Raw genomic sequence first — 25,554 nt, forward strand, 5'->3', positions numbered from 1 at the left:
CCTTAAACTAAGAGAATTTTACGAAAGTAGGCATTCAAAATGGAAAATAAATATAACCATGGTGTCTTGTTTTATCATGAACATAGTGGCTTAAAAGATATATATGAAGGACTTGGTGAGGTGACTAAATCACTTAGTTCAATGTGTAAGCACTTATCAATTCAGTTAAGTGAAAACGAAGGCGACATTATCAAATACTGTGAATCTATTAAGAATGATAAATATGGTTCAGAAATAGATATATTATTTATTTTAGGTGGAGATGGTACTGTTAATGAACTGGTAAACGGTGTCATGCAACACGATTTACAATTACCAGTGGGTATTATCCCAGGTGGAACATTTAATGACTTCACTAAAACATTAAACTTAGACTCTAACTTTAAAAATGCAAGTTCCCAATTACTTTCAGCACAAGTTGGTTCATATGATGTAATGAAAGTTAATGATACATTTGTCCTTAACTTTGTTGGTTTAGGGCTAATAGTTCAAAATGCTGAGAATGTCCAAGAAGGTTCTAAGGATGTTTTTGGCAAGCTAAGTTATATTGGATCAACAGTAAAAACACTAATGAATCCTAGTAAATTCAACTTTAAGCTCAACGTTGATGGAAGAGAAGAAACTGGTAATACCTCTATGCTTCTTATAGCTAATGGCCCAAATATCGGTGGCGGACGCGTTCCTTTAACTGACCTCTCTCCTCAAGATGGAAAAGTTGATACGTTTATATTCGATGATCAAAGTTTTAGTATTTTAAATGATATTTTTAAGAAAAGAGATAGTATGAATTGGAATGAAATTACTGAGGGCATAGACCATATTCCAGGTCAACATATTTCTCTATCCACTGAACCTAATATGAAAGTCGATATAGATGGTGAGATTAGTTTAGAAACACCTATTGAAATTGAAGTTTTACCTAAAGCAATACAACTTCTTACTTTTCCAGAATTTGGTAAATCATAAGTTGATTTATTTAGGCTAAGTATTTGATTTAAATAAAGTTAATTATTTACTCGCAACTTCATGAATATAAATCAATTTTAAATAAGAAAACATAAAGTTTTGAATAATAGTGAACGGCAACCTCTATTGAAATAACAATTAGAAGTTGCCGTTTATATGTTTTATAAAGAAATTCTAGTTACCTAAGAAATAATCTTCAACGTCTTTCCAACCACTTACACGGTCAAATCTATCATCATTTATATTATGAGATGCTGTAAACATAATTGATTTACCTTCAAAAATCTCAAGTTGCTTTGGATTATCATCTATTAAATAATCAGCATTCACAATATTTTTTCTCCCACAAAATACAAAGTGTTGTGGGTTTAAGAATGGGAAGAATTCTAATAACCATTCATATTTATCATGAAATGATGTTGGCACATCCATTGCTGCTGTAGCTATATATACGTCATAATGATGATTTAATTTTTCAACTACGTCTTGAGCGTGTGGCATCACTTTCAAACGTCTAAAGAAACCTGGCTCTCTTAATATTTCAGTCACTAATCCTTCATGTTCAGGCATCATATGTTTTAATTTTTTACCATTTAAAGATTCGATGGAAATCCCAAGATTTGCTCTCTCATTTACTGCATCAATAATTTCACCTAGCGTATCAGCTAAGACTTCATCCATATCTATAGCTATTTTCTTTCGAGACATTCTAAAGTACACTCCCTAATGATTTTGAAACTTAAATACATGATTTAGTATAGCAAATATTAAAGTGTAGCACAGTATTCATTCAAAAATCTTCATTCTGCACTACACCCTTTTAACTTTTAAATATATAAATATTAGAACATCTTAATAATTGAAGTCTTTTAATACTTCTAACATCTTCTTATTTTGTTCAGGAAATCCAATCGTAATTCTTACACCATCCGGAAAAGGTCTAGTAATACATCCTACCTTTAGTAACTCATCATATAACGCTTTACTATTGTTGGTTTTTACAAAGATGAAATTAGTTTGACTTGGTAAAAAGTGCTTACTTTGAGGAATTTGATAAAATTTCTCACGTTCTATAGCATTTTTATGAGTAATTTCTTTCAAATACGCTTGGTCTTCTAGTGCAGCAATTGCTGCATATTCTGAGATTCTAGTAACGTTGAATGGTGGTCTAATGATGTTCCACTTTTCAATAGCATCAGAAGAAGCAACTACGTAACCTACTCTTAATCCAGCCAAGCCATAAGCTTTAGAAAATGTGCGCAGTAAAAAAGCATTCTCAAATGTTTCTTGTAACTCTAAAGTGTTAGGAAAATCTGGTGCAGTTACAAATTCAACATACGCTTCATCAATTAATACCGGAATATGACTCGGCACACGTTCCAAGAAATCATTTAGCGTTTCTTGATCAAAATATGTACCAGTTGGGTTATTAGGATTACATAACCAAACTAGAGCTGTATGATCATCAATACTTTGTAGGATACCTTCTAGATCAAACCCACCCTCTTTAAGTGGAACTTGAACAACCTCGGCTGACTCGACGATAGCATTATGATAGTACTGTCCAAAAGTAGCTTCACTCGTCACAATTTTATCTCCAGGTGTTAACACCGCTCTTGAAATCATTAATATTACTTCATCAAGGCCGGCCCCAAATAAAATACGTGATTCGTCGACATTTAAATGTTTACTAATAGCTTTTCTTAGACTTGGTGAGCCACTTTCGGGATAATAATATAGCTCATCTAAATGTTGCTTGATTGCTTCTTTGGCTTTTGGCGTAGGTCCATATAAATTTTCATTTGATGCTAATTTGAATAATTCACCCTCAATACCATACTCTTTTTTTAATGCTTCTGGAGAAAGACCAGGTTCATATGCACATAATTGATTTAACTGACTTTTCATAGTTGAGCATCCCCCTCTAAATTGACTGAAATTTTCAAAAACTTAATATTAATTATAAACAATAATGCATTTTAAAATCAATGAACCTTTAATGGCTGATAAATAAAAATTCCTGACATTTCATCGTGTCAGGAATTCAATAAATATTATTTAATTAACCCTTCTTTTTTCAAATAATCTTTGGCTACTTTATAAGGATCTTGCTTTTTAACTGTTACTTTGTAGTTCATTTCTTGCATTTGTTCATCTGTAATTTTTCCAGCTAATTTATTCAGTGGTTTCTTAACTTCAGGATGTTCTTTAAGGAATTTTTCTTTAAACATTGGTGCACCTTGGTAAGGTGGGAATACGTGTTTATCGTCTTTCAACACAACCATATTATATTGTTTTAATTCAGCATCTGTTGAATACGCATCGATTAAATTAATGTCTCCTTTTTCAACAGCTGTATAACGCAGCTTTGGTTCCATTGTTTTCACATTAGAAATATTAAGATTATAAGCCTTTTTAACGGCTTTAAAACCATCAGGACGATCGTTAAATTCTAATGTAAATCCTGGTTTAAGTTTATCTTCAACCTTTTGTAAATCGCCGATCGTCTTAATATTATTTTTCTTTGCAAAGTCTCGTTTAACTGCTAACGCATACGTATTATTATATTTCATTGGTTTAAGCATCGTCATGTGATCTTTCTTCTCTAAGCTTGTCTTTGCCTGTTGATATACTGCTGGTTCTTTTTTAGATTTTAAGTCTTCTTTAGTAAGCTCACCTAACACAGTACCCGTAAACTCTAAATAACCATCTATATCATCAGATTTCAAGGCATTAAATAAGAACGATGTTTTACCCATCCCATCTTTAACATCAACAGTGTCATCTGTTTCATCTTCAATTAAGATTTTATACATGTTAGTAATAACTGAAGGTTCTGAACCTAATTTACCCGCAAGTGTAATCTTATCACCCTTTTGTGCAAACAGTGGAATTACAATTGCTAATAAAATAACTAGTACAATTGCACCAAGAGTAATTATTATTTTCTTATATGAAAGCTTCTCCATATATCTTAATATTAAATCGAAAATAATAGCTAATAACGCTGCTGGAATCGCACCAATTAAAATAAGTGAACTATCATTACGATCTATACCTAGTAAAATAAGATCCCCTAAACCACCAGCACCAATAAGTGCTGCTAAAGTAGCAGTTCCGATAATTAATACCATTGCAGTACGTATACCTGCCATAATAACAGGCATCGCAATAGGTAGCTCTACCTTCGTAAGTCTTCTAATTGGTTTCATGCCAATACCTTTAGCCGCTTCAACTAAAGATGGATCTACTTCTTCTATACCAGTGTATGTATTACGCAATATAGGCAGTAATGCATATACAACTAAAGCAATGATTGCAGGCACTCGTCCAATCCCAAATATTGGTATCATCAGACCTAATAATGCTAGAGAAGGGATAGTTTGTAATACCGCAGCGATATTCATTACAATCTCTGATATTTTTTTAGTTTTCGTTAATAGTATTCCTAAAGGTACTGCAATAATAGTTGCAATTAATAATGCGATAAATGAAATTTGGATGTGTTCAATAATCGTAGAAAGAAGTTGTCCTTTTCTATCACTTAACGTATTTAGAAACTCATGCATGTGTGACGTTCTCCTTTCTTTCAGCTAAATAGTTGAAGATGTCTTCACGTTTTAGTAAATACTGATTTTGATTGTTACTATCATTAACAATAACAGCATCTGTTTGTGCTAGAAGATGATAAATGTCCTCTACTTTCTGATTCTCATTCACTTCAGGATAACTTGATGTATCTGACATTCCTTCTAAAGGACGATGTATATTTAATTCTTTAATTTTTATATTAGTCAGTCTGTTTTGAGATTGTTGTTCAAGGTGACTTCCCATAAATTGTTTTACAAAGTCAGTTTGAGGATGATCTTTGAAACCTTGTGGTGTATCAATTTGTTCAACATGACCATCATTTAATAGGCAAATTCTATCTCCCAATTTCATTGCTTCTTGAATATCATGTGTAACAAAGACAATAGTCTTTTTAATTTTAGTTTGTAGCTCAATTAAATCATCTTGTAATTTTTCTCTACTTATAGGATCTAAGGCACTAAATGGTTCATCCATAATAATAACAGGAGGATCTGCTGCTAAAGCTCTTACCACTCCTACTCGTTGGCGCTGTCCACCTGACAATTCATCAGGTTTTCGGTTTTTAAATTTTTCAGGCTTTAAACCAACCATATTTAATAATTCGTCTACACGTTGATCGATATCTTTATCTTTCCATTTCTTCATTTGAGGTACTTGTGCAACATTCTCTTTTATAGTCATATGTGGAAATAAAGCAATTTGTTGTAAGACGTATCCAATGTCCCAACGCATTTCATATACAGGGTAATCACTAATAGGTTTATCTTTAAAATAAATATATCCTTCACTTAATGGAATTAAGCGATTAATCATTTTAAGTGTTGTCGTTTTTCCACACCCTGATGGTCCAATTAACACGAAAAATTCCCCTTCTTTGATATTAAAACTTACATTATCTACTGCTGTATTATTCCCATATCGTTTCGTAACATTCTTAAATTTAATCACAATTTCACCTTCGTTCATTCTACTAAAAGTAGACAATTTTTAATCTATATTCCCTATTAAATCACTTTTAATGAGAAAATAACATTTTATTAAGCTTTATATTATTGAATTTTTTAAATTTTCTACACTTATTAAAAATAGTATATGAATCAAATATATTTATGGGCGTTTTAGAAGAGAGTATTTTATTTTTGCAAAAGTGATATCATCAATAGTTCAAAAATTACGCGTTAATTTAAAAACAACGACAAAATCTAGATAAGATAGACTTTGTCGTTGTTAGGATAATGTATTATATACTTGTTTTATAGGTCTGTATTTTTTCTAAAAACTTTGGACAGTAATGCTTCAATTTATAGCTTCCTACTCCATCTATTGAAATGATTTCTTGTTTAGTTTCTGGTTTACGTTTCGCAAATTCTTCAAGTGTATAATCAGAAAAAATATTCACTGGAGGGATATCTAATTTATCACTAAGTTGTTTACGTACTTCAACAAGTTCACTATAAAGTGCGCGATCGACACCTTCGACCGTATTGATATAAACCTTTTCTTTGCTTTTTTGTTTAAACGGCGTAGTATAAACTTTCGTACTATCATTAAGTAAATCTTTAACTGAATTATCACATATGAGGATTTCATCATTTTCATTGAGATAACCTTTAAAACGTAACTCGTCAATTAAATGCGCTAATTCAGATGTAGTGTAGTTTTTCATCAACCCATGAGTTGTAAGTTGATCGTAATCATTGTATTTTATATAATCTGTAATTTCGCCTCTTAATACTTGAATAATAACGCTATAGCTCTCTTGTTGTTTCATTCTAGCTATACAACTTATTATCATTTTAGCTTCACGTGTCATATCATATGTTTTATTTTCTTGTATACAGTTACTGCATTGATCGCATTCTTCTAAATTTTCATTTGGTTCAAAGTAATGCACAATCGTTGCCTCGAGACATTTCTTAGTCTTTGTATATTGAAGCATTTTAGTGAGTTTTTCACCCATTTTATCCTTATAATCTTCATCTGCTTGTGAAACAGTAATAAAATACTCATGTAAGCCCTTATCTCGTTCACTAAATAATAGGATACATTCACTTTTTAAACCATCACGACCAGCACGTCCAGCTTCTTGATAATAAGATTCTATATCTCCAGGCATATTATAATGAACAACATAGCGCACATTTGATTTGTCTATTCCCATTCCAAAGGCATTTGTTGCGACAACCACTTCTACACGATCGTATAGAAAATCGTTTTGCGCTTCTTCACGTTCTTTATTTGTGAGACCAGCATGATAAATTGTACTTTTAACGTTTTCATTTTCTAAAGCTTCATTTAACTCTTCAACCTGTTTACGAGTTGAACAATAAATAATACCTGCTTGTCCTTCATGACTAGTCACGTAGTCCACTACAAATTTTTGACGTTGGTACGTTGGGTTCACTCTGAAAATTAAATTGCGACGTTTCGTGCTCGTCTTAATTTCGTCATTTTTGCCGATGTTTAACTTTTCCATAATGTCCTGTTGAACTTCAGCCGTAGCGGTAGCTGTTAACGCTACAATCGTGAAATCTTGAGGTAAAGAAAATACTCTGTGAATAACACTTTGATAACTTGGTCTAAAATCATGACCCCATTTAGAAATACAATGTGCTTCATCAAATGCAACTAAATGAATATTAACTTTTCGAAGTAAATTTAAGAAATAAGAGTTCTCAAATCTCTCAGGTGCTACATATAAGAATTGAATGTCACCCTGCTTAAGTTCTTGTTCAACCTCTTTTTGTTGCTTCTGAGTCAGACTACTGTTTAAATAAGCAGCTTTGATGCCCATCGCTTTGAGCTGATCAACTTGGTCTTTCATTAATGAAATAAGTGGACTTATAACAATCGTCGTGCCTCCAAGCATTAGTCCTGGTACTTGATAGCATATTGATTTACCGCCACCGGTTGGAAGAACTCCAAGCGTATTGCGATGGTCTAATATTTTGGTTATAATCTCCTTTTGTCCAGGTCGAAATGTTTCGTAACCAAAATAATGCGATAAAGTTTCTTGCATGATTTCATTCCCCTTATTGTTCTTTTATTTCCTCAAGTTCACTCCATCTTGTGATGTCTGCTTCATATGTTTGTTCAAGTTGTTCTTTTTCTTCATTTAGTTCTTTGATTTTGCCATAATCCGCACTGGCGGCTACCATTTCTTCATCAATGACTTCCAATCTTTCTTCCGTCTCTTCAATACGTGTCATAATTGTTTCGTATTCTAATTTTTCTTTATAAGATAACCCTGATTTCTTTCTTGTTTGCGCCTGTTGTTTAGATTGTTGTGCAGATTGTTTAGCTAATGATGTTTGCCTATCTTGTTCTTTCTTATAAGCCTCATAATCTTCAAATGTACCTTTGATTTTTTCCATGTAACCATCATGAATATACCAATACTCTTGTGCAACTTTGTTAAGAAAATATCGATCGTGACTAACAGTTATTACAGAACCACCGAAATCATCGATATAATCCTCTAAAATAGTGAGCGTTTCAGTATCTAAATCGTTTGTTGGCTCATCTAGTAAAAGTACATTAGGTTTATGTACTAATAGACGTAATAAATAAAGTCTTTTTTGTTCTCCACCGGATAGTTTATAAATTTTCTTACCATGAGTAGAACTTGGAAATAGGAATCGCTCTAATAATTGAGTGACAGAAATCGAAGTTCCATCTTTCTCTTTAGCCACTTCACTTTCTTCACGTAAATAATCAATCATTCTAATGTCGCGATTTAACGTTTCCTCTGTTTGTTTAAAATAGGCTACCTTAACAGTCTGCCCAATCTTTAACTCTCCATCAAAGTCATGGTCCTCATTACTTAGTATATTTAGTAATGTTGTTTTACCTGCGCCATTAGGCCCTACAACGCCTATGCGTTGCCCACTTTGAATAATTTCAGTAATATCTTTAAATAATACTCTGTCTTTAATCGACTTCGTTACATGATCTAATTCATAAACTTGTTTACCAAGCCTAGAATATGCAAGGTTCAATTCTCCTTTATCTTGAGAATGGTGACTCTTTACTTCTGATTCAAGATCATTAAATCGGTTAATACGTGCTTGTTGTTTTGTTGTTCTCGCCTTAGCTCCCGCTCGCATCCAAGCTAATTCTTGTTTATATAGTGCTTTTTGCTTTTGCTGTTGCTTTTGTTCAATTATCTCATTTTCAGCACGCATTGCTATGTAATCTTCGTAATTACCTGGGTATGCATTTAACTTCCCTCTATCTAATTCAATGATACGAGTAGATAATTCATTTAGGAAATAACGATCGTGAGTTACAAATAAAACAGTATGCGGGTATTGTTTTACATAATTAATTAACCAGTTAATGGACTCAAAATCTAAATGGTTTGTGGGCTCATCAAGTAGCAATAAATCTGGTTGTTCAATAAGCGTCTTAGCTAGAACAACGCGTTTTTGTTGACCACCTGAAAGCTCTCGAACATATTTATTAGTATCATTAATGCCTAATTTTGATAATATCGTTTTAATTTCAGCATTATAGTCCCACGCTTCATTCCTATCCATTGCTTCTTGCGCACGCATCATAGTATTTAATTTTGTTTCACTTTGATCAGCTGCATAAGCATTTACAGCACTTTCGTATGCTTTAATAATACTTAATGTAGGTGTGTCCGAACTTAATACTGCTTCAAATACTGTCATATCTCCATCTAAATCTTGCTTCTGAGATGAATAACGTATTCGATATTGATTAGGGTGAATAATATCTGCAGTAAAATCTTCATCTATGCCACCGATAACCTTGAGTAATGTACTCTTCCCTGTACCATTAATTCCTACAAGACCAATTCTTTCATGTTCTGAGATAGATAAATTTAAATTGTCGAATATGACTTTATCTGCATAGGATTTATTTAAATGTTCAATTTTATATGCTTCCATGCTTATCTTCCTTTTCAAATAAAGAATATTGTCAACTATCGAATTTTTAAAATAATTTTGTTAAGCTTAATTCAGTTCTATATATTATACACCTTTTTAGACTTAAATGATACAAGGAGACATACTTATGGCACAATTCTTTGAAAATCTGCCACCATATATTCAAGCACTCACAGCTGGTATCATCACGTGGTTATTAACTGCGCTTGGTGCGGCAGCTGTTTTTGTGTTTAAGAAGGTAAATGATAAAGTTTTAAACTCAATGCAAGGTTTTGCAGCAGGTATTATGATAGCGGCAAGTTTTTGGTCCTTATTAGAACCTGCTATTGAATCGAGTAAAGGAAGTTCGGTTCCATGGCTTCCTGCTGCAATAGGTTTTATTCTTGGAGGCTTCTTTATTCGAGCATTAGATTATGTTATTCCTCATATTCATCAAAATGCTCAAGATAAAAATCAACAGCGTGAAGGTGTGAAAACATCACTCGGTAAAAATACATTACTTGTATTAGCAATTACGCTACACAATATTCCCGAGGGATTATCAATTGGTGTAGCGTTTGGAGGCGTTGTCTCAGGTAATGGACAAGCCACTTTCTTAGGTGCAATAGGTCTTGCTATAGGTATTGGTATTCAAAATATTCCTGAAGGTGCTGCATTATCCATGCCAATCAGAGCTGCAGGTGCTTCTCGATTGAAATCTTTCAATTATGGGCAAGCTTCAGCTATTGTTGAGCCTATTTTTGCAACAATTGGTGCAGCTGCTATCTTAGTTGTAAATCCCGTTTTACCTTATGCATTAGCCTTTGCCGCTGGTGCGATGATCTTTGTCGTCGTTGAAGAACTTATCCCAGATTCTCAATCAAGTAATAATACTGATTTAGCTACAATGAGCTTAATGATTGGGTTTACGATTATGATGATACTTGATGTTGCTCTGGGTTAGTTGTATTTAAGTTACATTAATTAATTTAGATTAATTTTTGCTTATATAAAAAAGAGGACTATCAGATAAATTGTTTCGCGATACGCGAAGAATCTGATAGCCCTCTTTTTTTGTGAAATGGAAAAATCTGGATTGAGTAAACTTGGTTAAGCTACTCAATCCAGATTGATGTGTAGTATTATTTTTTCTCGTTACCTTTAGGACCTGTTTTGTATTCATACTTAGATGGGTTAATTTTCTTGAAGTCAGGATTTTTGTAGAATCTGAATAAGTCACCGTTAAGAACGCTATCACTCATTTCAAGATCTTTCTCAACTTGTTTCTTATTCTTGTCGAAGTCCTTAGGTTTCTTCGTTAGTAATTCATTATCTTTATTTGAGTAAAGCTTACCATTTACGTATTTATAATCTTTAGTAATAAAGTCACCGTTTCTAAATGGTACAACATCATTATGTTGTTTAGAGAACATGTCTGTACCAAACATTAAGTAGTTCTTACTGTCGATACCTACTAGGTGCAGAATTGTTGGCATAACGTCCATTTGGCCAGCATACTCTTTATTTACACCACCTGATTTACCAGGTATTTTCAACCAGAAACCAGTACGGTTTAAATCAGTAAATTTAGCTGGAGTGATTTTCTCACCTAATAGTTTTTCCATAGCGTTGTTATGATTTTCAGAGATACCATAGTGGTCACCGTAAATCATAATAACTGAATTATCGTAAAGACCTTTTTTCTTAAGATCAGTAATGTACTCTTCTAAAGCTTGGTCAAGATAATGTGCTGTTTGAATATAACCGTCTACTGTTGTGTCACCTGTGTTAGGTTTATCAATTGATGCATCTTTTTCATCCAATGTGAATGGATAGTGGTTCGTTAATGTAATCATATGAGAGTAGAACGGTTTTTTCATTTTAGATTGATAGTCAGCTGATGCTTTAAAGAACGGTTTATCTTTAAGACCAAGGTTAACAATATTATCATCAGACATATCAAAATATGTTGCATCATAGAACTTATCAATACCAAAATGTTTGTACACTTGGTCACGGTTCCAGAATGTTTTATAGTCACCGTGCATAACGTTTGAAGTGTAACCTTCTTTTTGGTCTAAAATAGCTGGTAATGATTGATAAGTGTTATCGCCTTTAAGTGAATATGCAGAACCTTGTGGTAATCCATATAAACTATTATCCATAGTAAACTCAGCATCGGATGTTTTACCTTGTCCAGTTTGATGGAAGAAGTTAGGGAAATAAGTAAAGTCTTGTTTACCACTTGATAATTTATTCAAGAATGGGGTAACTTCTTTACCGTTTACCTTTTTGTTAATTAAGAAAGTTTGGAAACTTTCCAAGTGTATTTTAATAATATTTTTCTTTTTCGCTACACCATAATACTCTTGATTTGGTTCAGTGCGCTTTTGCTTTGTATAATTTAAAACTTTGGTTAAATCATCTTCAGAAGCAAGTGCCTTTTGTTGATTGTTTTGGATTGTTTTCACGCCATCATAAACAGTAAAGTTATAAGGACCTAAGTATTTAACAAGATATTTATGGTCAAATGTTCTAGTTAATAATTCAGGTCTATCTGTTTCTGCAAATGCTAAGTTTAAAAAGAATAATGCCACTGAAGCTGCCATTACAACTGGAACAAATTTCTTACTAAATGCTCTTGTATCCAACCAATTACGTTTAAAAATTAAAATAATAAGGTAAATAATCGTATCAATGAAATAAACGAAGTCGTACCATTTAAATGATGCTCCGACAGCGCCACCCATTGATTCAACGTTACCTGCTTGGTTCAATGTGCTAAATGTTAAAAAGTCTGAGAAAAATCGGAAGTACACAACGTTTGCATAAAGTAGAAACGTTAATAGGAATCCCCCAATAAACATGAACCAGAAAGCTTTCTTACCTTTAAAGAATAAGAACACACTCAAAGTTAGTGCAATTAAACTATAAGGATTCATAAGTAATATTAAGTTTTGAACTAATCCCTTAACACCTAAAGAAAAATCAACATAATATGAAAAATACGTCTTCAAGGTAATCGTGAATACCGTTAATAAGAAGAACGCAAAAAGACTAATTTTCTTTTTGGGTAAACTCATGTTTGTTTCCTCCGTTAATAGTAATAAATCATTTTTATACATTTATCACAATGTTTAATAATCAAATAAAAAATTTCAAAGTTGATAATCAGAAATTAATTATAAAACTTAATACGTACTTTGGATTTAATACTTAATTATCAAAATGATATATTGTCGCTTTCCGACAATTCAATATTTACTGGTTATTTTTATTTCCTTTAATGTTCCATTGGCTCAGTGTTTGATAACTATTTATTCATTTTATAAAATTCATTATTAATAATTCAATGTAAGCTAGTTCGTAATAAAGTTTAGTACTAACTCATTCTTTAAAGATGTTAACTTTTTATTAAGAAATTATGATGTTTGTAATCATATTGTAACAATAATACATAGTTCAATTTATAAATATATAGTAATGTGTTACAAATATCAAGTAAAAACACGATATAAAAGTATGTTATTGTCACTAATACAAATAAATCAAATAGTTGTGCGACTCAAAGATTTTATAAAACAATATCTAATTATAATTATTTATCCCAATCATTTCATCATACTTTAGTACTAGCTAATAAAAAACTTTAATTTATCCTCTTCAACTAGCTATTTCATCATTTCAAGTTGCATACGATACTCAATACCATGAAACAGCTGGTTTAACCAGTTACTATACTTAATCAAATTCTTCTCCGCTGTTTCAATATCTATAAATTGGAATTTTAATTTAGACCCTTGAGGTTTTTGAGCTAACTTTGTTAAATGATAACTTGCTATTGTTCCAATTTGAGGATAACTTCCTAATGTATAGTGATCATTTAATAAGACGATAGGTGTACCATCTCTTTTAACTTGTATTGTTCCTTTTTTAACTGATTGATGTGCCGGCATATCATCATAATAGGCTTTGATTTTCTGACCATCTAATAACATTCCTACTCTATTCGTTTTACTAGATACTTTATAATCAGTTAACGTAAAACGTTGAATAGCATCCTTCTTAAAATCCTCGGTACCTTTGTTCTTAACTACATGAAATACGTCTGAAATGTAGTTAAAGGATAGTGCATATCCATCTATTCCCCAATCCGTTGTCCGTGTTTTAGCTAAGTTTTCAAATAATTTAATATGACGTTTAGAATAGTCGCGTTTTAATTCTACTTCATCCCCGTTTTCCAATTTCCTCCCTCTAAAACCACCTATTTTAACATTAAAATCTGTAGACGTAGAATCAAGCCATCTATCTAACTTAAATCCTCCACCAATTGCTAGATATACACGTGAGGTGCGACTTGTTTCTTTAAATTTAAGTACTTCCCCTTTTTCTATAAGATATAATTTATTAGGGTATACTTTTATATTTTGAGTTTCGGCTTTGAAATTACCACCAGTTAAAGCAATCAACGCAGGTTCAGTAAAACGAATCGTTGCCATTTTATGTGTCATTTCAAGCGTAGCTTCATTTTTGTCATTGGCTACAAGTCGGTTTGCAATTTCATGAGCTAAATCATCTAAAGCCCCACCAGGTATTACGCCGTCATGTTCATAACCATCTCGCCCAAAATCTTGAAAACTACTAAATAGCCCACTATTTTCAATTATGATTGACATGTTTAAAATCTCCTAGCTCTATATCGTTTTTCTCTTTCGCTTTGAAAGTTACATTGTCCCCTAATTTAAATAACGTAAAATCTTCTTGATTAGGAAAGAATAATTTAAGTGGTGTATATCCTATGACCAACCAATCGTTATACGTATCAGTAGTTACAATTCCACATTTTTTCCCCTCAAGAATAACTGAACCAGCTGGGATAAATTTTTTGTGTTTACTCGTATGATTAACATGTAACTTTTTATGCATACCCGTTAAATATGGAAATCCAGGAGAATATCCCATCATTGAAACAAAGTAGTTCGCACCGGTATGTAATTGTATAAAGTCCGATAATTTAAGTTTAAGATGCTTCAATAATTCAGGGAGGTCTGGACCAAATTCATCACCATATACGATGGGTACCTCAATAAGTTGTTGTTCACCCTCATGGTGGTTAATTTCCATTTGTATTGAATCAATTAAAGCTTTCATATATAAAAATGGTGATTGAATATTGTGATGTTTAATCATGTCTCTAGCATCATAGCAAATCATCAAATCAGATTCTGTAGGTACAATTTCAGTAATAAATGGATATGCTTTATCAATTAAATATGATCTTAATGCTAATAAATCCTCTGTAAGGTTTTGAGATACATCTTTTTCAATAGATACAACAATAGCTTGGTCGCCTTGACTGTATATTTTCATATTTCCACCTCATACAAATTAGTAATGATAAAACACATTCATTAAATCAATGACATGCGGCATCAACGATTTTATTAAAAGATAAACCAATAGACATGCACATAGGCTAGTTATCGTTGCACAAATTCGTGCGTAAAGCATTTTATTTTGCGATAACAATTTTTGAACAATATATTTATTTAAAATTGCGAGCACAACTAAGATAACTAACCATAAGATTGTCATAGGCTACCTCTTCTTTTAAATATTCAAATTTCTTTCATATTAATTTTATAGATAAATTTTGACATCGGCAACCTCTCGTAGACTATTGATTAAATAGACATTAATTTGTTTTCTTTGTAATTTCTTTCTAAAATCATCTATATCTATATTCTTCGTTTTTAATTTACCTTGATCAATAAGTGATTGACGCATACAACCTCGTAGAAAGTCATCGTTATAACATGGTGTGTACCATTCATTTCCTTCCTCGATCATAATGTTGCCAATGTCAAATTCCAAAATTTTTCCATTTTCATCATATAAAAGTATTAAATCTGTTTCATGACTATGTTCTAGATAATGACGTTCAGAAGTTTTATTAACGATAATCGATTCTTTTACTAGATGAGATCTTTGAACCATTTTTGCTGTAAAAAATGTCTTATCTGCTAAAGGTGCGAGTACATAATTTAATTGCCCATTTTGTTCTAAAGTTAACTTCAAACGATATTTGCCATTTGGATATGTCGTCTTTATCATTTGAGTTAACTCATACCATTGCTGTTGATCAAAATTAAATTTTAACTCTTTGCTTGATTCTGTAATTCTTTTTAAATGATAAACTTCTCTATATATACAACCATCTTCAAGTTTCATTGTTTCAAATAATTGCATCTTACAAATTCTCCAAGATTTTAGTTTTGTCGTGAAATCCTTGAACTTCATTTTCAGGGATAGAATCAATAGTAATACCAGCGCCAACGCCATAGATTGCACTTTGATTTCTATATTCAATCGTACGTATTGGAATATTAAAAATCATACGTCCTTCTGGTAGTAACATACCTATCGTTCCACAATATATTGAGCGAGGGGATGATTCTAATTGTTCAATATATTTCATGGTACTTAATTTAGGTGCGCCTGTAATTGATCCACAAGGAAATAAAGCAGTTAAAATATTTATGAGCTTCATTTCTGACTCCAGCTGTCCAGTAACCATGCTCGTCATTTGAAATACTGTGTTATAACGCTCAATCATAAATGGTTTGTATACATTAACTGTGCCACTTTGTGAAATTCGAGAAATATCATTTCTTAACAAATCTACTATCATGACATTTTCGGCTCTATCTTTATCAGAATGTATTAATTTATTATATAATGTTTCGTCTTCCTCTATAGTTCGACCTCTGGGCATAGTTCCTTTCATAGGTTTACTAACAATGATGTTGCTCTTACCTTTAAATTTTCCTTTTTGAAAGAACAACTCTGGAGAAATAGACGCTACTTTTATATCTGGTGTATCGATTAGAGCTGTATAACTACCATTTTGTTGATTATTCAGTTTGTCATATAGTGCTTTAATAGGTAACTGAATATCTGAAATTAATCGCGTAGTGTAGTTAACTTGATATGTATGGCCATCTACTATGGCTTTTTGAATGTGCTTTATTTTGTCAATCATTGCTTCATCACTTTCTATGAATTTAAAATGATGCGATAAAGCATTATTTGTATGAGCACCATCATGACGACGATTTCTCTCTACATCTCGACCACACTTGAAAGAATATGCAGCTGCTAAAATCTTTGCTTCCCCTGTTGTATTTACACACATATGCTTATTAAAATAGGGAGCCGCTTCATACGCTATATATACTGCGACATAGTAACCTTTTTGCTGTTCATTTTCAGCAAAATGAATAACATTCCCCACTTCCTCAACACTGTATGCAATCTTAGAATCTAGATATTCTTCCATCAGAATATGATAATCCGTACAACTTTCTTCATCTTCAAAATATCGGTAATTGAATTCAACATGCATATTCAACGCCTGCCTCATTTAAAAATAATTTAAGTTGGTCATGACCATATTCACTTAAAATAGATTCTGGGTGGTATTGCACACCGTAAATGGATAAATATTGATGTTGAACTGCCATAATAACATTCTCGTCATTAGTCGCAGTGACCTTTAAAGTGTTTGGTATGTATTCTGAATCTACCATTAATGAGTGATATCTCATCACGTTAAACTCTTGAGGAAGTCCTTTGAAAATACCTTCATTGGTATGGCGTAGAGTAGTGGTATGACCATGTATAGGTTTAGGGCTATGAATAATACGACCACCATAATATTCAACAATGAGTTGGAAGCCTAAACAAACGCCAAGAATTGGAATAAGTTGGTCATAATGAGAAATAATGGTTGAAAGTACCGGATAATCACTTGGTTTACCGGGCCCAGGTGAAATAATAATAGCTTTAGGACTCAACTTTTTAAGCTTTGTAATTGATACTTCATCAACTGATATAACTTTAACCTCATCAGTCGTTTGAACTTTAAGATAATCTATTAAATTATAAGTAAAAGAATCATGGTTATCTATCATTACAATCATAAGTTTGCTCCGAAAAATTAAATTTTATTATTTTATTATATTTGTCACTCTATTATCACAGAACGTGACTTGATTTTATACAGTATATCGTTTATTCTATTTTGCGTACAAAATTAATAAAAAAGAGGTTCCTAGCCGAAACCCTCTATAAAAAACTAGACGAGTATTCAACTCCAATGAATGTGAGTATACATATACTTTTGGTTATTTGATTAAAACTATATGTGTTCTTACATCCTCGTGTCTATCTTTTTTATAGAGATAGACTTTTTTTATGTCAAATTTTAATGATGAGGAGTAATTGCTATGACTAAAAGTACCTTAGACAAAGCTATCGTAGTATTTAGTGGTGGTCAAGACAGTACGACTTGTTTATTTTATGCAAAAAAACATTTTAAAGAAGTAGAACTTGTCACATTTAACTATGGTCAAAGACACGATACTGAAATTGAAGTCGCTAAAAAAATTGCAAATGAACAAAATTTAAAACATCATATCTTAGATATGTCTCTTTTATCTCAACTCACACCTAATGCATTAACACAACATGATTTAGAGATTGAAGAAAATGATGATGGTATACCTAATACATTTGTTCCTGCACGTAATTTATTGTTTTTATCATTTGCCGGAGCCTTAGCTTACCAACTTAATGCTAAACACATCATCACTGGCGTATGCGAAACTGACTTTTCAGGATACCCAGATTGCAGAGACAGTTTCATTAAATCAATGAATGTGACATTGAGCCTTTCAATGGATAAAGATTTTGTCATTCATACTCCATTAATGTGGCTAGATAAAGCTCAAACATGGGAATTAAGTGATGAATTAGGTGTATTAGATTATGTACGCCATAATACACTAACGTGTTATAACGGTGTTATCGGAGATGGATGTGGAGAGTGTCCTGCTTGCAAGTTAAGAGCACGTGGTTTACATCATTATTTAGAAAGTAAAGGAGTCGAGTAATATGTTACAACAAATCTATCCAAGTGTAGAGCACCCCTACCAATTCGAATTAAATAAAGACTTTAATTTTTCTGCTGCACATTATATCCCCTGTGAAGATGCTGGTAAATGTATGAGGACACATGGTCATACGTATTTCGTAAACATAACTATAGCTGGGGATGAATTAGATCATAATGGTTTCCTTGTAAACTTTGCCGATTTGAAAAAGTTAATCCACAATCAATTCGATCATCATTTATTAAATGATTTAGAACCATTTAAAGGCAAAAATCCATCTACAGAAATTGTCGCACAAACAATTTATACTATGGTAAAAGACTACTTGAGTAAACGTGATAATCAGCCTAAATGTGTTCAAGTATTCTTACGTGAAACACCAACAAGCTATGTAGTTTATAGACCAAAGGATGCTCAGTAATTTATGGCTAAGATTCCTGTTTTAGAAGTATTTGGACCTACGATTCAAGGCGAAGGTCGTGTAATTGGCCGTAAAACGATGTTTGTGCGTACAGCTGGTTGTGATTATCGTTGTAGTTGGTGCGACTCAGCATTTACCTGGGATGATAGTGCTAAGGAAGATATCCGTCTACTTACGGCTGAAGAAATCTATGAAGAATTACTCGAAGTAGGTGGCAACCATTTTAATCATGTCACTATCTCAGGAGGTAATCCAGCCCTAATTAAAGGAATTCAAGATTTAGTAGATTTGTTTGAAGAGAAAAATATTTATACAGCATTAGAAACACAAGGAAGTAAATTCCAACCCTGGATGACTCAAATTAATGATTTAACCATTAGTCCTAAACCACCTAGTTCAATGATGAAACCAAATTTAAATACATTAGATTCAGTTATTGATCAATGTGTACATGACACACTTAATTTAAAAGTTGTTATATTTAATGAAGAAGATTATGAATTTGCAACAATGATTCACCATCGTTACCCTTCAATTCCATTTTACCTTCAAGTGGGTAATCCCTATTTAGAAGATGAAGTCGAAAACCATACTGATAAATTATTAGAAAGATATGAAGAACTAGTAGACAGAGTGATGGAAAGTGATGAGATGAACCATGTTTATGTACTTCCACAATTACATACATTATTGTGGAGTAATAAAAAAGGAGTTTAAAATAATTAATAAGTTAAAGTTTCTTGAGTGTTATGTAATGATTAAGTTTATGTTAATTGATATAATGTTGAGATGAAGAATTATGGATAGGAGTTCAACATGATTATATTTATATTAATTAATATTGCCGTTGTCATACTCGTTACCGGTTTAGACTTATATCGGCATCAATACAAACAACTTAAGTTTAGCTCCATATTATTATCAATATCAATCAACTGTGTGATTGATATATTTGTGATTGATAAGTTTAATTTCATAACTTTATTCACTACAATTTTATTTTTAGTATGGACATTTTTACAGATATATTTAAATCACAAATTATATCCATTTTTGATAAAAGAACAAAAATTTATCGCTACTATATTTGCCATAGTCATCAGTTTAGCTCAATTTATCACTGATATTTCTAGTGAACAATCTGTATACATGTCTTTACCTTATTTAGCCCCAGCGATATTTATTATTGGCGCTGTATTACTATTTGTAGGAACCTTTAAGTTATCTGAAATCGAACACCTGTCTTTATTGCGAAAAGTTAAAAGACCTATCACCACTGGTACAATTATTATAATTTTATCATTGACTTTAATGATGATTTTGACACCATTTTGGTATGTATTTGTGATTATTTACTTCCTATTCATAGCATATATTTTGTGGCAAGGTATCTTTTTTGTGAAAGGAAACTTATAATACTTATACTTTGTTAATCGTAATAAGAACTCTTAATTTCCTCACCTATTTCCAACATCTATATTTGGACTGAGATAATCATTGTTATCTCAGTCTTTTTTTACCTTCTAATCCTCCACTTTTCATTTTAATCTTTAAAATCACATTAATACTTAAATCTATAAATAAAAATTATTTTGATTTAATTCTTTTTTAAATGTAGTTAATAAAAAGTTAATGGTTTATATTTGTTACTCCGATTAAACTTATCTTAAATACAAATAGAAAAGAGGAATACATCATGAATACCAAATATTTATTAGCAGTAAGCGCAATTGTGACATCCCTTACTTTAGGAGCTTGTGGAAATTCTAATTCAAATAATGAACATGCTCACGACAAAGATAAACAACAAGAAGAAAGCAAAGTTAAAACTGATAAATCAAAAAAATTATCTGGTACATTTAAATCTAAAAATGGCGAAAAGGTCGAAGGTACAGCAAAAATTGAAAATGGCAAATTGATGCTTAAAGACTATAAGTCATCTAAAGGACCAGACCTATATGTATACTTAACGAAAGATGGCAATATTAAATCAGGAAAGAAAATTTCAACAGTGGATTACAACAAATCTCAACAAACATTTAATTTAAAAAACATTGATTTAAATAAATACAACGAAGTAACAATTTATTGTGAAAAGGCTCATGTCATTTTCGGTGGCGCAAAATTAAAATAACTTAATCACATATTCATATGTTTGTATTGAGAGAAAGAGAGAGGAAAAACTATGAACAAGTTAAGTTTATTAATAATTTTTATCATTCGCGTAGGTTCTGGAATTGTCATTTTCCGGCAAGGTTTGGAGAAGTTTACAGGCGATTTCACACTTAATGGTCTAGTACCTGTCATTCGCGATAATACAGATTCTCCGCAATGGTATAAATGGTTTTTCGAAAATATTGTCTCCCATTCCACAGGTTTATTTAACTTCATTATCCCGTTAGGAGAAATGGCAATCGGTCTAGGTTTAATCTTAGGCGTTTTGGCTTATACTGCAAGTTTCTTTGGTGCCTTTGTTATGATAAATTATATCTTAGCAGATATGATTTTTACGTACCCTTTACAATTAGCATTCTTTATAATCTTATTAATGAGTCACTCACTAATTAATAAGATTTCACTTAAAGAAGTTATCACTCAATTAAGAGTACGTAACAACCGAGGTGAAGACAAGCATGACCCACTTACTAATCGTATATGATGAGCAAGATATTGTAGATATTTGTCAGACTTATTTTGAATATGAAGGTTATCAAGTAACAACGACAACAAATGGTAGAGAAGCCATCAAATTGCTGTCATCAGAAATCGATGTCATGATTTTAGATATTATGATGCCTGAAGTTTCAGGTTACGATATTGTAAAAGAAATGAAAGCACAGCAACTTGATATTCCTTTTATTTACTTAACAGCTAAGACACAAGAACACGACACAATTTACGCTTTAACATTAGGCGCTGATGATTATGTTAAGAAACCATTCAGCCCTAGAGAACTAGTATTACGGACAAATAATTTACTTGCACGTATTAGTAAATATCAATCTAATCATCAGACCGAGCAACTTGAATTTAACGGTCTCATTTTGAAAAATCAAAGTAAAACATTAACCATAAATAGCGAAGAAATTCCTATGCGTATTAAAGAGTTTGAATTATTATGGTACCTTGCCTCTCGTGAAAATGAAGTCATTTCCAAGTCAGAACTTTTAGAAAATGTTTGGGGATATGATTACTACGAGGATGCAAATACTGTTAATGTTCATATCCATCGCATACGAGAAAAATTAGAGAAACATCATTTCATCTCATATACAATAACAACGGTATGGGGGTTAGGATATAAATTTGAAAGGAGCCGATAAGCATGTTCTCTATTCGTAGCCAAATCGCTATCGGCGTTATTTCCAGTGTACTCTTAACAACCATTATACTGGTCATTGCGTATAAACTTATGTGGTTCAATGGTCACATGACCTTAAGCTTAAGCATTACGACAATGATTACAAGTTGTTTAACACTATTAATATGCAGTATCTTTATTAATCCTTTAATCCAGAAAATTAAACAATTCAACATTAAGACGAAACAGTTCGTCAACGGTGAGCATTTAATAGATGATGATACTTTCCAATCACCCAGAGAAATTAGAGAATTAAATGACTCATTCAATAAAATGGCAGATGAAATCACTAAACAAATGGACATGATTAAAAATGAACAACAGGAAAAAACTGAAATTATTCAAAATCTTGCCCATGATTTAAAGACACCACTTGCAGGAATTATTTCATATACTGAAGGTTTACGTGATGGAGTCATCCAAGAACATCAAGAAGTACATGCAGCCTATGAGACGTTAATTAAACAGGCCAACCGTCTATCCACCTTATTTGATGATATGACACATGTGATATCACTTAACACAGGTCGTTCCTATCCATTAGAATTAATTCAATTGGATCAGTTACTTGTAAATATATTACAAACCTACGAACAACGTATTAAACTTGAACATCGATCATTGGAAGTTAATTTCTGTAGTCGTATTGACGCTTTTTATCAATATCGTCCTCCTTTAGAGCGTATTTTGACTAATTTATTAGATAACGCATTAAAATTTTCTAATTATGGAAGTCGAATTGATATTATTATTTCTGAAAATGCTAATAAAGATAGCATTAATATAGCTATTAAAGATGAAGGCATTGGTATTATGCATGAACTTCAATCTCGCATCTTTGAAAGAACATTTAGAGTAGAAGATTCAAGAAATACGAAAACAGGTGGTTCGGGACTAGGATTATACATTGCCAGTGAACTTGCACAACAAATCGATGCCTCAATATCAGTAGAAAGTGAACTTAATGTGGGAACAACTATGATGCTTACATTAAAAAAGTTTAACTTTTCGTAAAAATTACAAAAGAGAGTATCAAAACTAATTTTGTTTTGATACTCTCTTTCCTTTAATAAACATGTTCTTTATAACGATCTTGTTGCTGACTAGCTTGGGTTTTAGACTTAACTTGCGCACTTTCCCTACGATAAGTACTCAATTTATAATAGTCATCTCTATTTTTATATTGTGGTGTTTCAACTTTATTATGTGTTTGTTTCTGACTAGATTCATTATCAATAGGTTTAAGATTAGTCGCTTGTACAATATATTTCGGTCTATGTTTAACTTCATAGTATATACGACCGATATATTCACCTATCACGCCAATAGATATAAGTTGTATCCCCCCTAATAGGAGGATCGCAGCAATAGTTGTGAAATAACCAGGTATGTTAATACCTGAAATTAAAATATTAATAAATAAATAGACGATATATAAAATACTAATTGAGAAAGTAAACATTCCTAAATAAATCATCATACGCAATGGCTTATTATTAAATGAAATCAAACCATCAATACCATAATTTAATAGTTTTCTGAATGTCCACTTCGATTCGCCTGCTTCACGTGTCACATTTTCATAAGTGAATATCTTAGTATTATAACCTATCCACTCAAATAATCCTTTCGAAAAACGATTATACTCATCAAGTGATGTTAAGGCTTGCACCGCACGTTGGCTTAGTAATCTAAAGTCACCCACACCATCCTCAAATTGAATATCCTCTACAAAAGTATTGATCATTTTATAATAAAAACGAGACATAGATTTGCGAGCGAAGTTTTCACCTTTACGGTCTCTTTTAGCAATAACTTGATCATATCCCTCTAAATATCCTTCAACCATTTGAGGTATATATTCAGGAGGATGTTGTAAATCGCCATCAATCATCACTACAGCATCATGATCAGTGCTATTTTGATAACCAGCAATCATTGCAGCTTCTTTTCCGAAATTTCTACTAAATGATAGAAACTTAACATGGCTATCGTAAGCAGCAAGATTTTGTAAATGGTCAATCGTAGTGTCCTTGCTACCATCATCAATAAATAATAAATCGTATTCATAGTTTTTAACTGAACTATCCTTCGACATAATTTCAGTCAATTTGTCATAAGTTTTTAATACGACTTCGCCTTCGTTATAACAAGGAACGATGACTCTGACTTTCATCTGATTACATCCTTTTCTATAAATTGATTTAATAATATTTTATCAATTTCTTAATAGTATATTCTAGCCAAAACTATTTATTTACATAATCTTAACTTTAGCTCAATACTTATTTCTACCCTTTATTATAAATTAATAAATATATTTTCTTCAAAAATAATGTAAAAAATAGAACTTTTTAAAGTTTACGCAGTCAATCATCACTATGCTTGATACTATTTCAAATCTCCTATACTCACCTCATCGGGGTCTTTACCTTGACGTGCACCTTTATTTAAACTATCAATTTCCGCAACATCTGTGAGTTCTAAGTTAAAATCCAATATATCAAAGTTTTCTTCAATTCGTTCTGGTGTCTTAGATTTAGGTATAATCATTCGATTATGTGCTAAATGCCAGCGTAAAACAATTTGAGCAGGCGTTTTATCATAACGTTTCGCTATATCTACTATTGTCGGATCATCTAATAAACCTCTATTTCTCATTAGAGGCATCCATGCAGTTACCTTAATGTCATGGTCATCACAAAATGCTTGAACGTCTTCCTGGTTGAAATAAGGATGTAATTCTATTTGGTTAACTTGAGGAACTACTTCCGTTTCCTTCATTAACTTTTCCAAATGAAGCTTTTTAAAGTTGCAAACTCCAATAGCTTTAATTTTACCTTCTTCATATAGTTTTTCTAAGGCTTTATAAGATTCTATGTACAAACCATCTTTTTCGCATGGCCAGTGAATTAGAAATAGATCAATATAGTCTAAACCTAAGTTTTCTAAGGACTGATTAAAATATTCAATCGTATTGTCATATCCTTGATAATCATTCCATAATTTAGATGTAATAAATAAATCTTCTCTATCTACTCCTGAATTCTGTAAAGCTTTACCTAATGCTACTTCATTTCCATAAAAATATGCAGTATCAAAAGCACGATAACCTGTTTCTATAGCAGTATTCACTACATTTTCCATATCTTCATCAGTAATTTTATAAACACCTAAACCAATTGAAGGCATTGGATATCCATTATTTAAAACTTGTGTATCATTTACCATTTATATTTCTCTCCTTTTTATCCAAACTTTTCATAGGTTTGGAACAAAAATATAATTTATTAAAATTAATTTTGTAGTTCTCTTCCATCATGAATGATTTGAAATATTTCTTTTAAATTGTGTCATTAAGCATAA

24 protein-coding genes and 1 riboswitch are annotated in these 25,554 nt (G+C 31.8%); of the genes, 10 read left to right on the top strand and 14 right to left on the bottom strand.

Features of this window, described 5'->3' with window-relative positions; all coding sequences use genetic code 11:
• The first annotated feature begins 39 nt into the window (after positions 1 to 39).
• Positions 40 to 966 carry a diacylglycerol/lipid kinase family protein gene (locus HMPREF2706_RS10090; RefSeq protein ID WP_002433375.1) on the top strand — a complete coding sequence of 309 codons (927 nt, stop codon included), beginning with the start codon at positions 40 to 42 and terminating at the stop codon, positions 964 to 966.
• Positions 967 to 1,140: 174 nt separating this feature from the next.
• Here HMPREF2706_RS10090 and HMPREF2706_RS10095 read toward each other — a convergent pair whose 3' ends face one another.
• The 6 genes from HMPREF2706_RS10095 to HMPREF2706_RS10120 all read right to left on the bottom strand — a co-directional run bounded on the left by HMPREF2706_RS10095 (position 1,141) and on the right by HMPREF2706_RS10120 (position 9,479).
• The gene (locus tag HMPREF2706_RS10095) at positions 1,141 to 1,674 is read right to left on the bottom strand and encodes a 5' nucleotidase, NT5C type (protein WP_002433463.1); all 534 of its coding nucleotides are present in this window, start codon (positions 1,672 to 1,674) and stop codon (positions 1,141 to 1,143) included.
• A gap of 144 nt (positions 1,675 to 1,818) precedes the next feature.
• The gene (gene hisC / locus HMPREF2706_RS10100) at positions 1,819 to 2,874 is read right to left on the bottom strand and encodes a histidinol-phosphate transaminase (protein ID WP_049428777.1); all 1,056 of its coding nucleotides are present in this window, start codon (positions 2,872 to 2,874) and stop codon (positions 1,819 to 1,821) included.
• Between the two features lie 146 nt (positions 2,875 to 3,020).
• Positions 3,021 to 4,535, bottom strand: coding sequence for an ABC transporter permease/substrate-binding protein (locus HMPREF2706_RS10105; protein ID WP_002433273.1), 1,515 nt, complete (start codon positions 4,533 to 4,535; stop codon positions 3,021 to 3,023).
• Positions 4,528 to 5,505, bottom strand: coding sequence for an ABC transporter ATP-binding protein (locus HMPREF2706_RS10110; RefSeq protein ID WP_030063472.1), 978 nt, complete (start codon positions 5,503 to 5,505; stop codon positions 4,528 to 4,530). The genes HMPREF2706_RS10105 and HMPREF2706_RS10110 overlap by 8 nt, the downstream gene beginning before the upstream one ends.
• Before the next feature lie 292 nt (positions 5,506 to 5,797).
• Entirely contained in the window at positions 5,798 to 7,579 is a 1,782-nt protein-coding gene (gene recQ / locus HMPREF2706_RS10115) for a DNA helicase RecQ (RefSeq protein ID WP_176746163.1), read from the bottom strand.
• Positions 7,580 to 7,589: 10 nt separating this feature from the next.
• Complete coding sequence (locus HMPREF2706_RS10120) at positions 7,590 to 9,479, bottom strand: ABC-F family ATP-binding cassette domain-containing protein (protein WP_176746164.1); 1,890 nt, start codon at positions 9,477 to 9,479, stop codon at positions 7,590 to 7,592.
• A 121-nt stretch (positions 9,480 to 9,600) separates the two neighbouring features.
• On the opposite strand from HMPREF2706_RS10120, the gene HMPREF2706_RS10125 reads away from it, so the two are divergent.
• A complete protein-coding gene (locus HMPREF2706_RS10125) occupies positions 9,601 to 10,416 on the top strand; it encodes a ZIP family metal transporter (protein WP_002433109.1) in 816 nt (271 codons plus the stop codon).
• 178 nt (positions 10,417 to 10,594) lie between these two features.
• On the opposite strand, the gene ltaS is transcribed toward HMPREF2706_RS10125, so the two are convergent.
• From ltaS to HMPREF2706_RS10155, 6 genes are all read right to left on the bottom strand, one after another.
• The gene (ltaS, locus tag HMPREF2706_RS10130) at positions 10,595 to 12,535 is read right to left on the bottom strand and encodes a polyglycerol-phosphate lipoteichoic acid synthase LtaS (RefSeq protein WP_002433215.1); all 1,941 of its coding nucleotides are present in this window, start codon (positions 12,533 to 12,535) and stop codon (positions 10,595 to 10,597) included.
• A gap of 588 nt (positions 12,536 to 13,123) precedes the next feature.
• Positions 13,124 to 14,128 carry a 5-oxoprolinase subunit C family protein gene (locus HMPREF2706_RS10135; RefSeq protein WP_002433206.1) on the bottom strand — a complete coding sequence of 335 codons (1,005 nt, stop codon included), beginning with the start codon at positions 14,126 to 14,128 and terminating at the stop codon, positions 13,124 to 13,126.
• A complete protein-coding gene (locus HMPREF2706_RS10140; RefSeq protein WP_002433099.1) occupies positions 14,112 to 14,822 on the bottom strand; it encodes a 5-oxoprolinase subunit B family protein in 711 nt (236 codons plus the stop codon). The genes HMPREF2706_RS10135 and HMPREF2706_RS10140 overlap by 17 nt, the downstream gene beginning before the upstream one ends.
• Before the next feature lie 270 nt (positions 14,823 to 15,092).
• A complete protein-coding gene (locus HMPREF2706_RS10145) occupies positions 15,093 to 15,701 on the bottom strand; it encodes an aminotransferase class IV (protein WP_002433444.1) in 609 nt (202 codons plus the stop codon).
• Position 15,702: 1 nt separating this feature from the next.
• Complete coding sequence (locus HMPREF2706_RS10150; protein WP_070862380.1) at positions 15,703 to 16,857, bottom strand: chorismate-binding protein; 1,155 nt, start codon at positions 16,855 to 16,857, stop codon at positions 15,703 to 15,705.
• Positions 16,847 to 17,434, bottom strand: a complete 588-nt coding sequence (locus tag HMPREF2706_RS10155; protein ID WP_049428783.1) for an anthranilate synthase component II — start codon at positions 17,432 to 17,434, stop codon at positions 16,847 to 16,849. The genes HMPREF2706_RS10150 and HMPREF2706_RS10155 overlap by 11 nt, the downstream gene beginning before the upstream one ends.
• A gap of 118 nt (positions 17,435 to 17,552) precedes the next feature.
• A riboswitch (PreQ1 riboswitch) is annotated at positions 17,553 to 17,599 on the top strand.
• 141 nt (positions 17,600 to 17,740) lie between these two features.
• Between HMPREF2706_RS10155 and queC the strand changes: the two genes are divergently transcribed.
• The 8 genes from queC (at position 17,741) to HMPREF2706_RS10195 (ending at position 23,202) form a co-directional block, all read left to right on the top strand.
• Positions 17,741 to 18,406 (top strand): 7-cyano-7-deazaguanine synthase QueC, encoded by a 666-nt coding sequence (gene queC, locus HMPREF2706_RS10160; protein ID WP_049428785.1) that lies wholly within the window; start codon positions 17,741 to 17,743, stop codon positions 18,404 to 18,406.
• A gap of 1 nt (position 18,407) precedes the next feature.
• A complete protein-coding gene (queD, locus tag HMPREF2706_RS10165) occupies positions 18,408 to 18,827 on the top strand; it encodes a 6-carboxytetrahydropterin synthase QueD (protein ID WP_002433142.1) in 420 nt (139 codons plus the stop codon).
• Between the two features lie 3 nt (positions 18,828 to 18,830).
• On the top strand, positions 18,831 to 19,544 hold the full coding sequence (queE, locus tag HMPREF2706_RS10170; RefSeq protein WP_049428788.1) for a 7-carboxy-7-deazaguanine synthase QueE: 714 nt from the start codon (positions 18,831 to 18,833) through the stop codon (positions 19,542 to 19,544).
• 99 nt (positions 19,545 to 19,643) lie between these two features.
• On the top strand, positions 19,644 to 20,243 hold the full coding sequence (locus HMPREF2706_RS10175) for a hypothetical protein (protein ID WP_002433459.1): 600 nt from the start codon (positions 19,644 to 19,646) through the stop codon (positions 20,241 to 20,243).
• A gap of 280 nt (positions 20,244 to 20,523) precedes the next feature.
• Positions 20,524 to 20,961, top strand: coding sequence for a DM13 domain-containing protein (locus HMPREF2706_RS10180; RefSeq protein ID WP_030059103.1), 438 nt, complete (start codon positions 20,524 to 20,526; stop codon positions 20,959 to 20,961).
• 51 nt (positions 20,962 to 21,012) lie between these two features.
• On the top strand, positions 21,013 to 21,486 hold the full coding sequence (locus tag HMPREF2706_RS10185) for a DoxX family membrane protein (RefSeq protein WP_049428790.1): 474 nt from the start codon (positions 21,013 to 21,015) through the stop codon (positions 21,484 to 21,486).
• Positions 21,461 to 22,150, top strand: a complete 690-nt coding sequence (saeR, locus tag HMPREF2706_RS10190; protein WP_049428791.1) for a response regulator transcription factor SaeR — start codon at positions 21,461 to 21,463, stop codon at positions 22,148 to 22,150. The genes HMPREF2706_RS10185 and saeR overlap by 26 nt, the downstream gene beginning before the upstream one ends.
• 2 nt (positions 22,151 to 22,152) lie before the next feature.
• A complete protein-coding gene (locus HMPREF2706_RS10195) occupies positions 22,153 to 23,202 on the top strand; it encodes a sensor histidine kinase (RefSeq protein ID WP_030059107.1) in 1,050 nt (349 codons plus the stop codon).
• Positions 23,203 to 23,254: 52 nt separating this feature from the next.
• Here the strand turns inward: HMPREF2706_RS10195 and HMPREF2706_RS10200 are convergent, their stop codons facing one another.
• Together HMPREF2706_RS10200 and HMPREF2706_RS10205 are read right to left on the bottom strand one after the other, a co-directional pair.
• Complete coding sequence (locus HMPREF2706_RS10200) at positions 23,255 to 24,364, bottom strand: glycosyltransferase family 2 protein (protein ID WP_023350684.1); 1,110 nt, start codon at positions 24,362 to 24,364, stop codon at positions 23,255 to 23,257.
• A gap of 215 nt (positions 24,365 to 24,579) precedes the next feature.
• On the bottom strand, positions 24,580 to 25,419 hold the full coding sequence (locus HMPREF2706_RS10205) for an aldo/keto reductase (RefSeq protein WP_049428793.1): 840 nt from the start codon (positions 25,417 to 25,419) through the stop codon (positions 24,580 to 24,582).
• Positions 25,420 to 25,554 lie beyond the last annotated feature (135 nt).

Origin of the sequence: Staphylococcus sp. HMSC067F07 (genome assembly GCF_001837405.1) — a bacterium.
GTDB classification, from domain to species: Bacteria; Bacillota; Bacilli; order Staphylococcales; family Staphylococcaceae; genus Staphylococcus; species Staphylococcus capitis.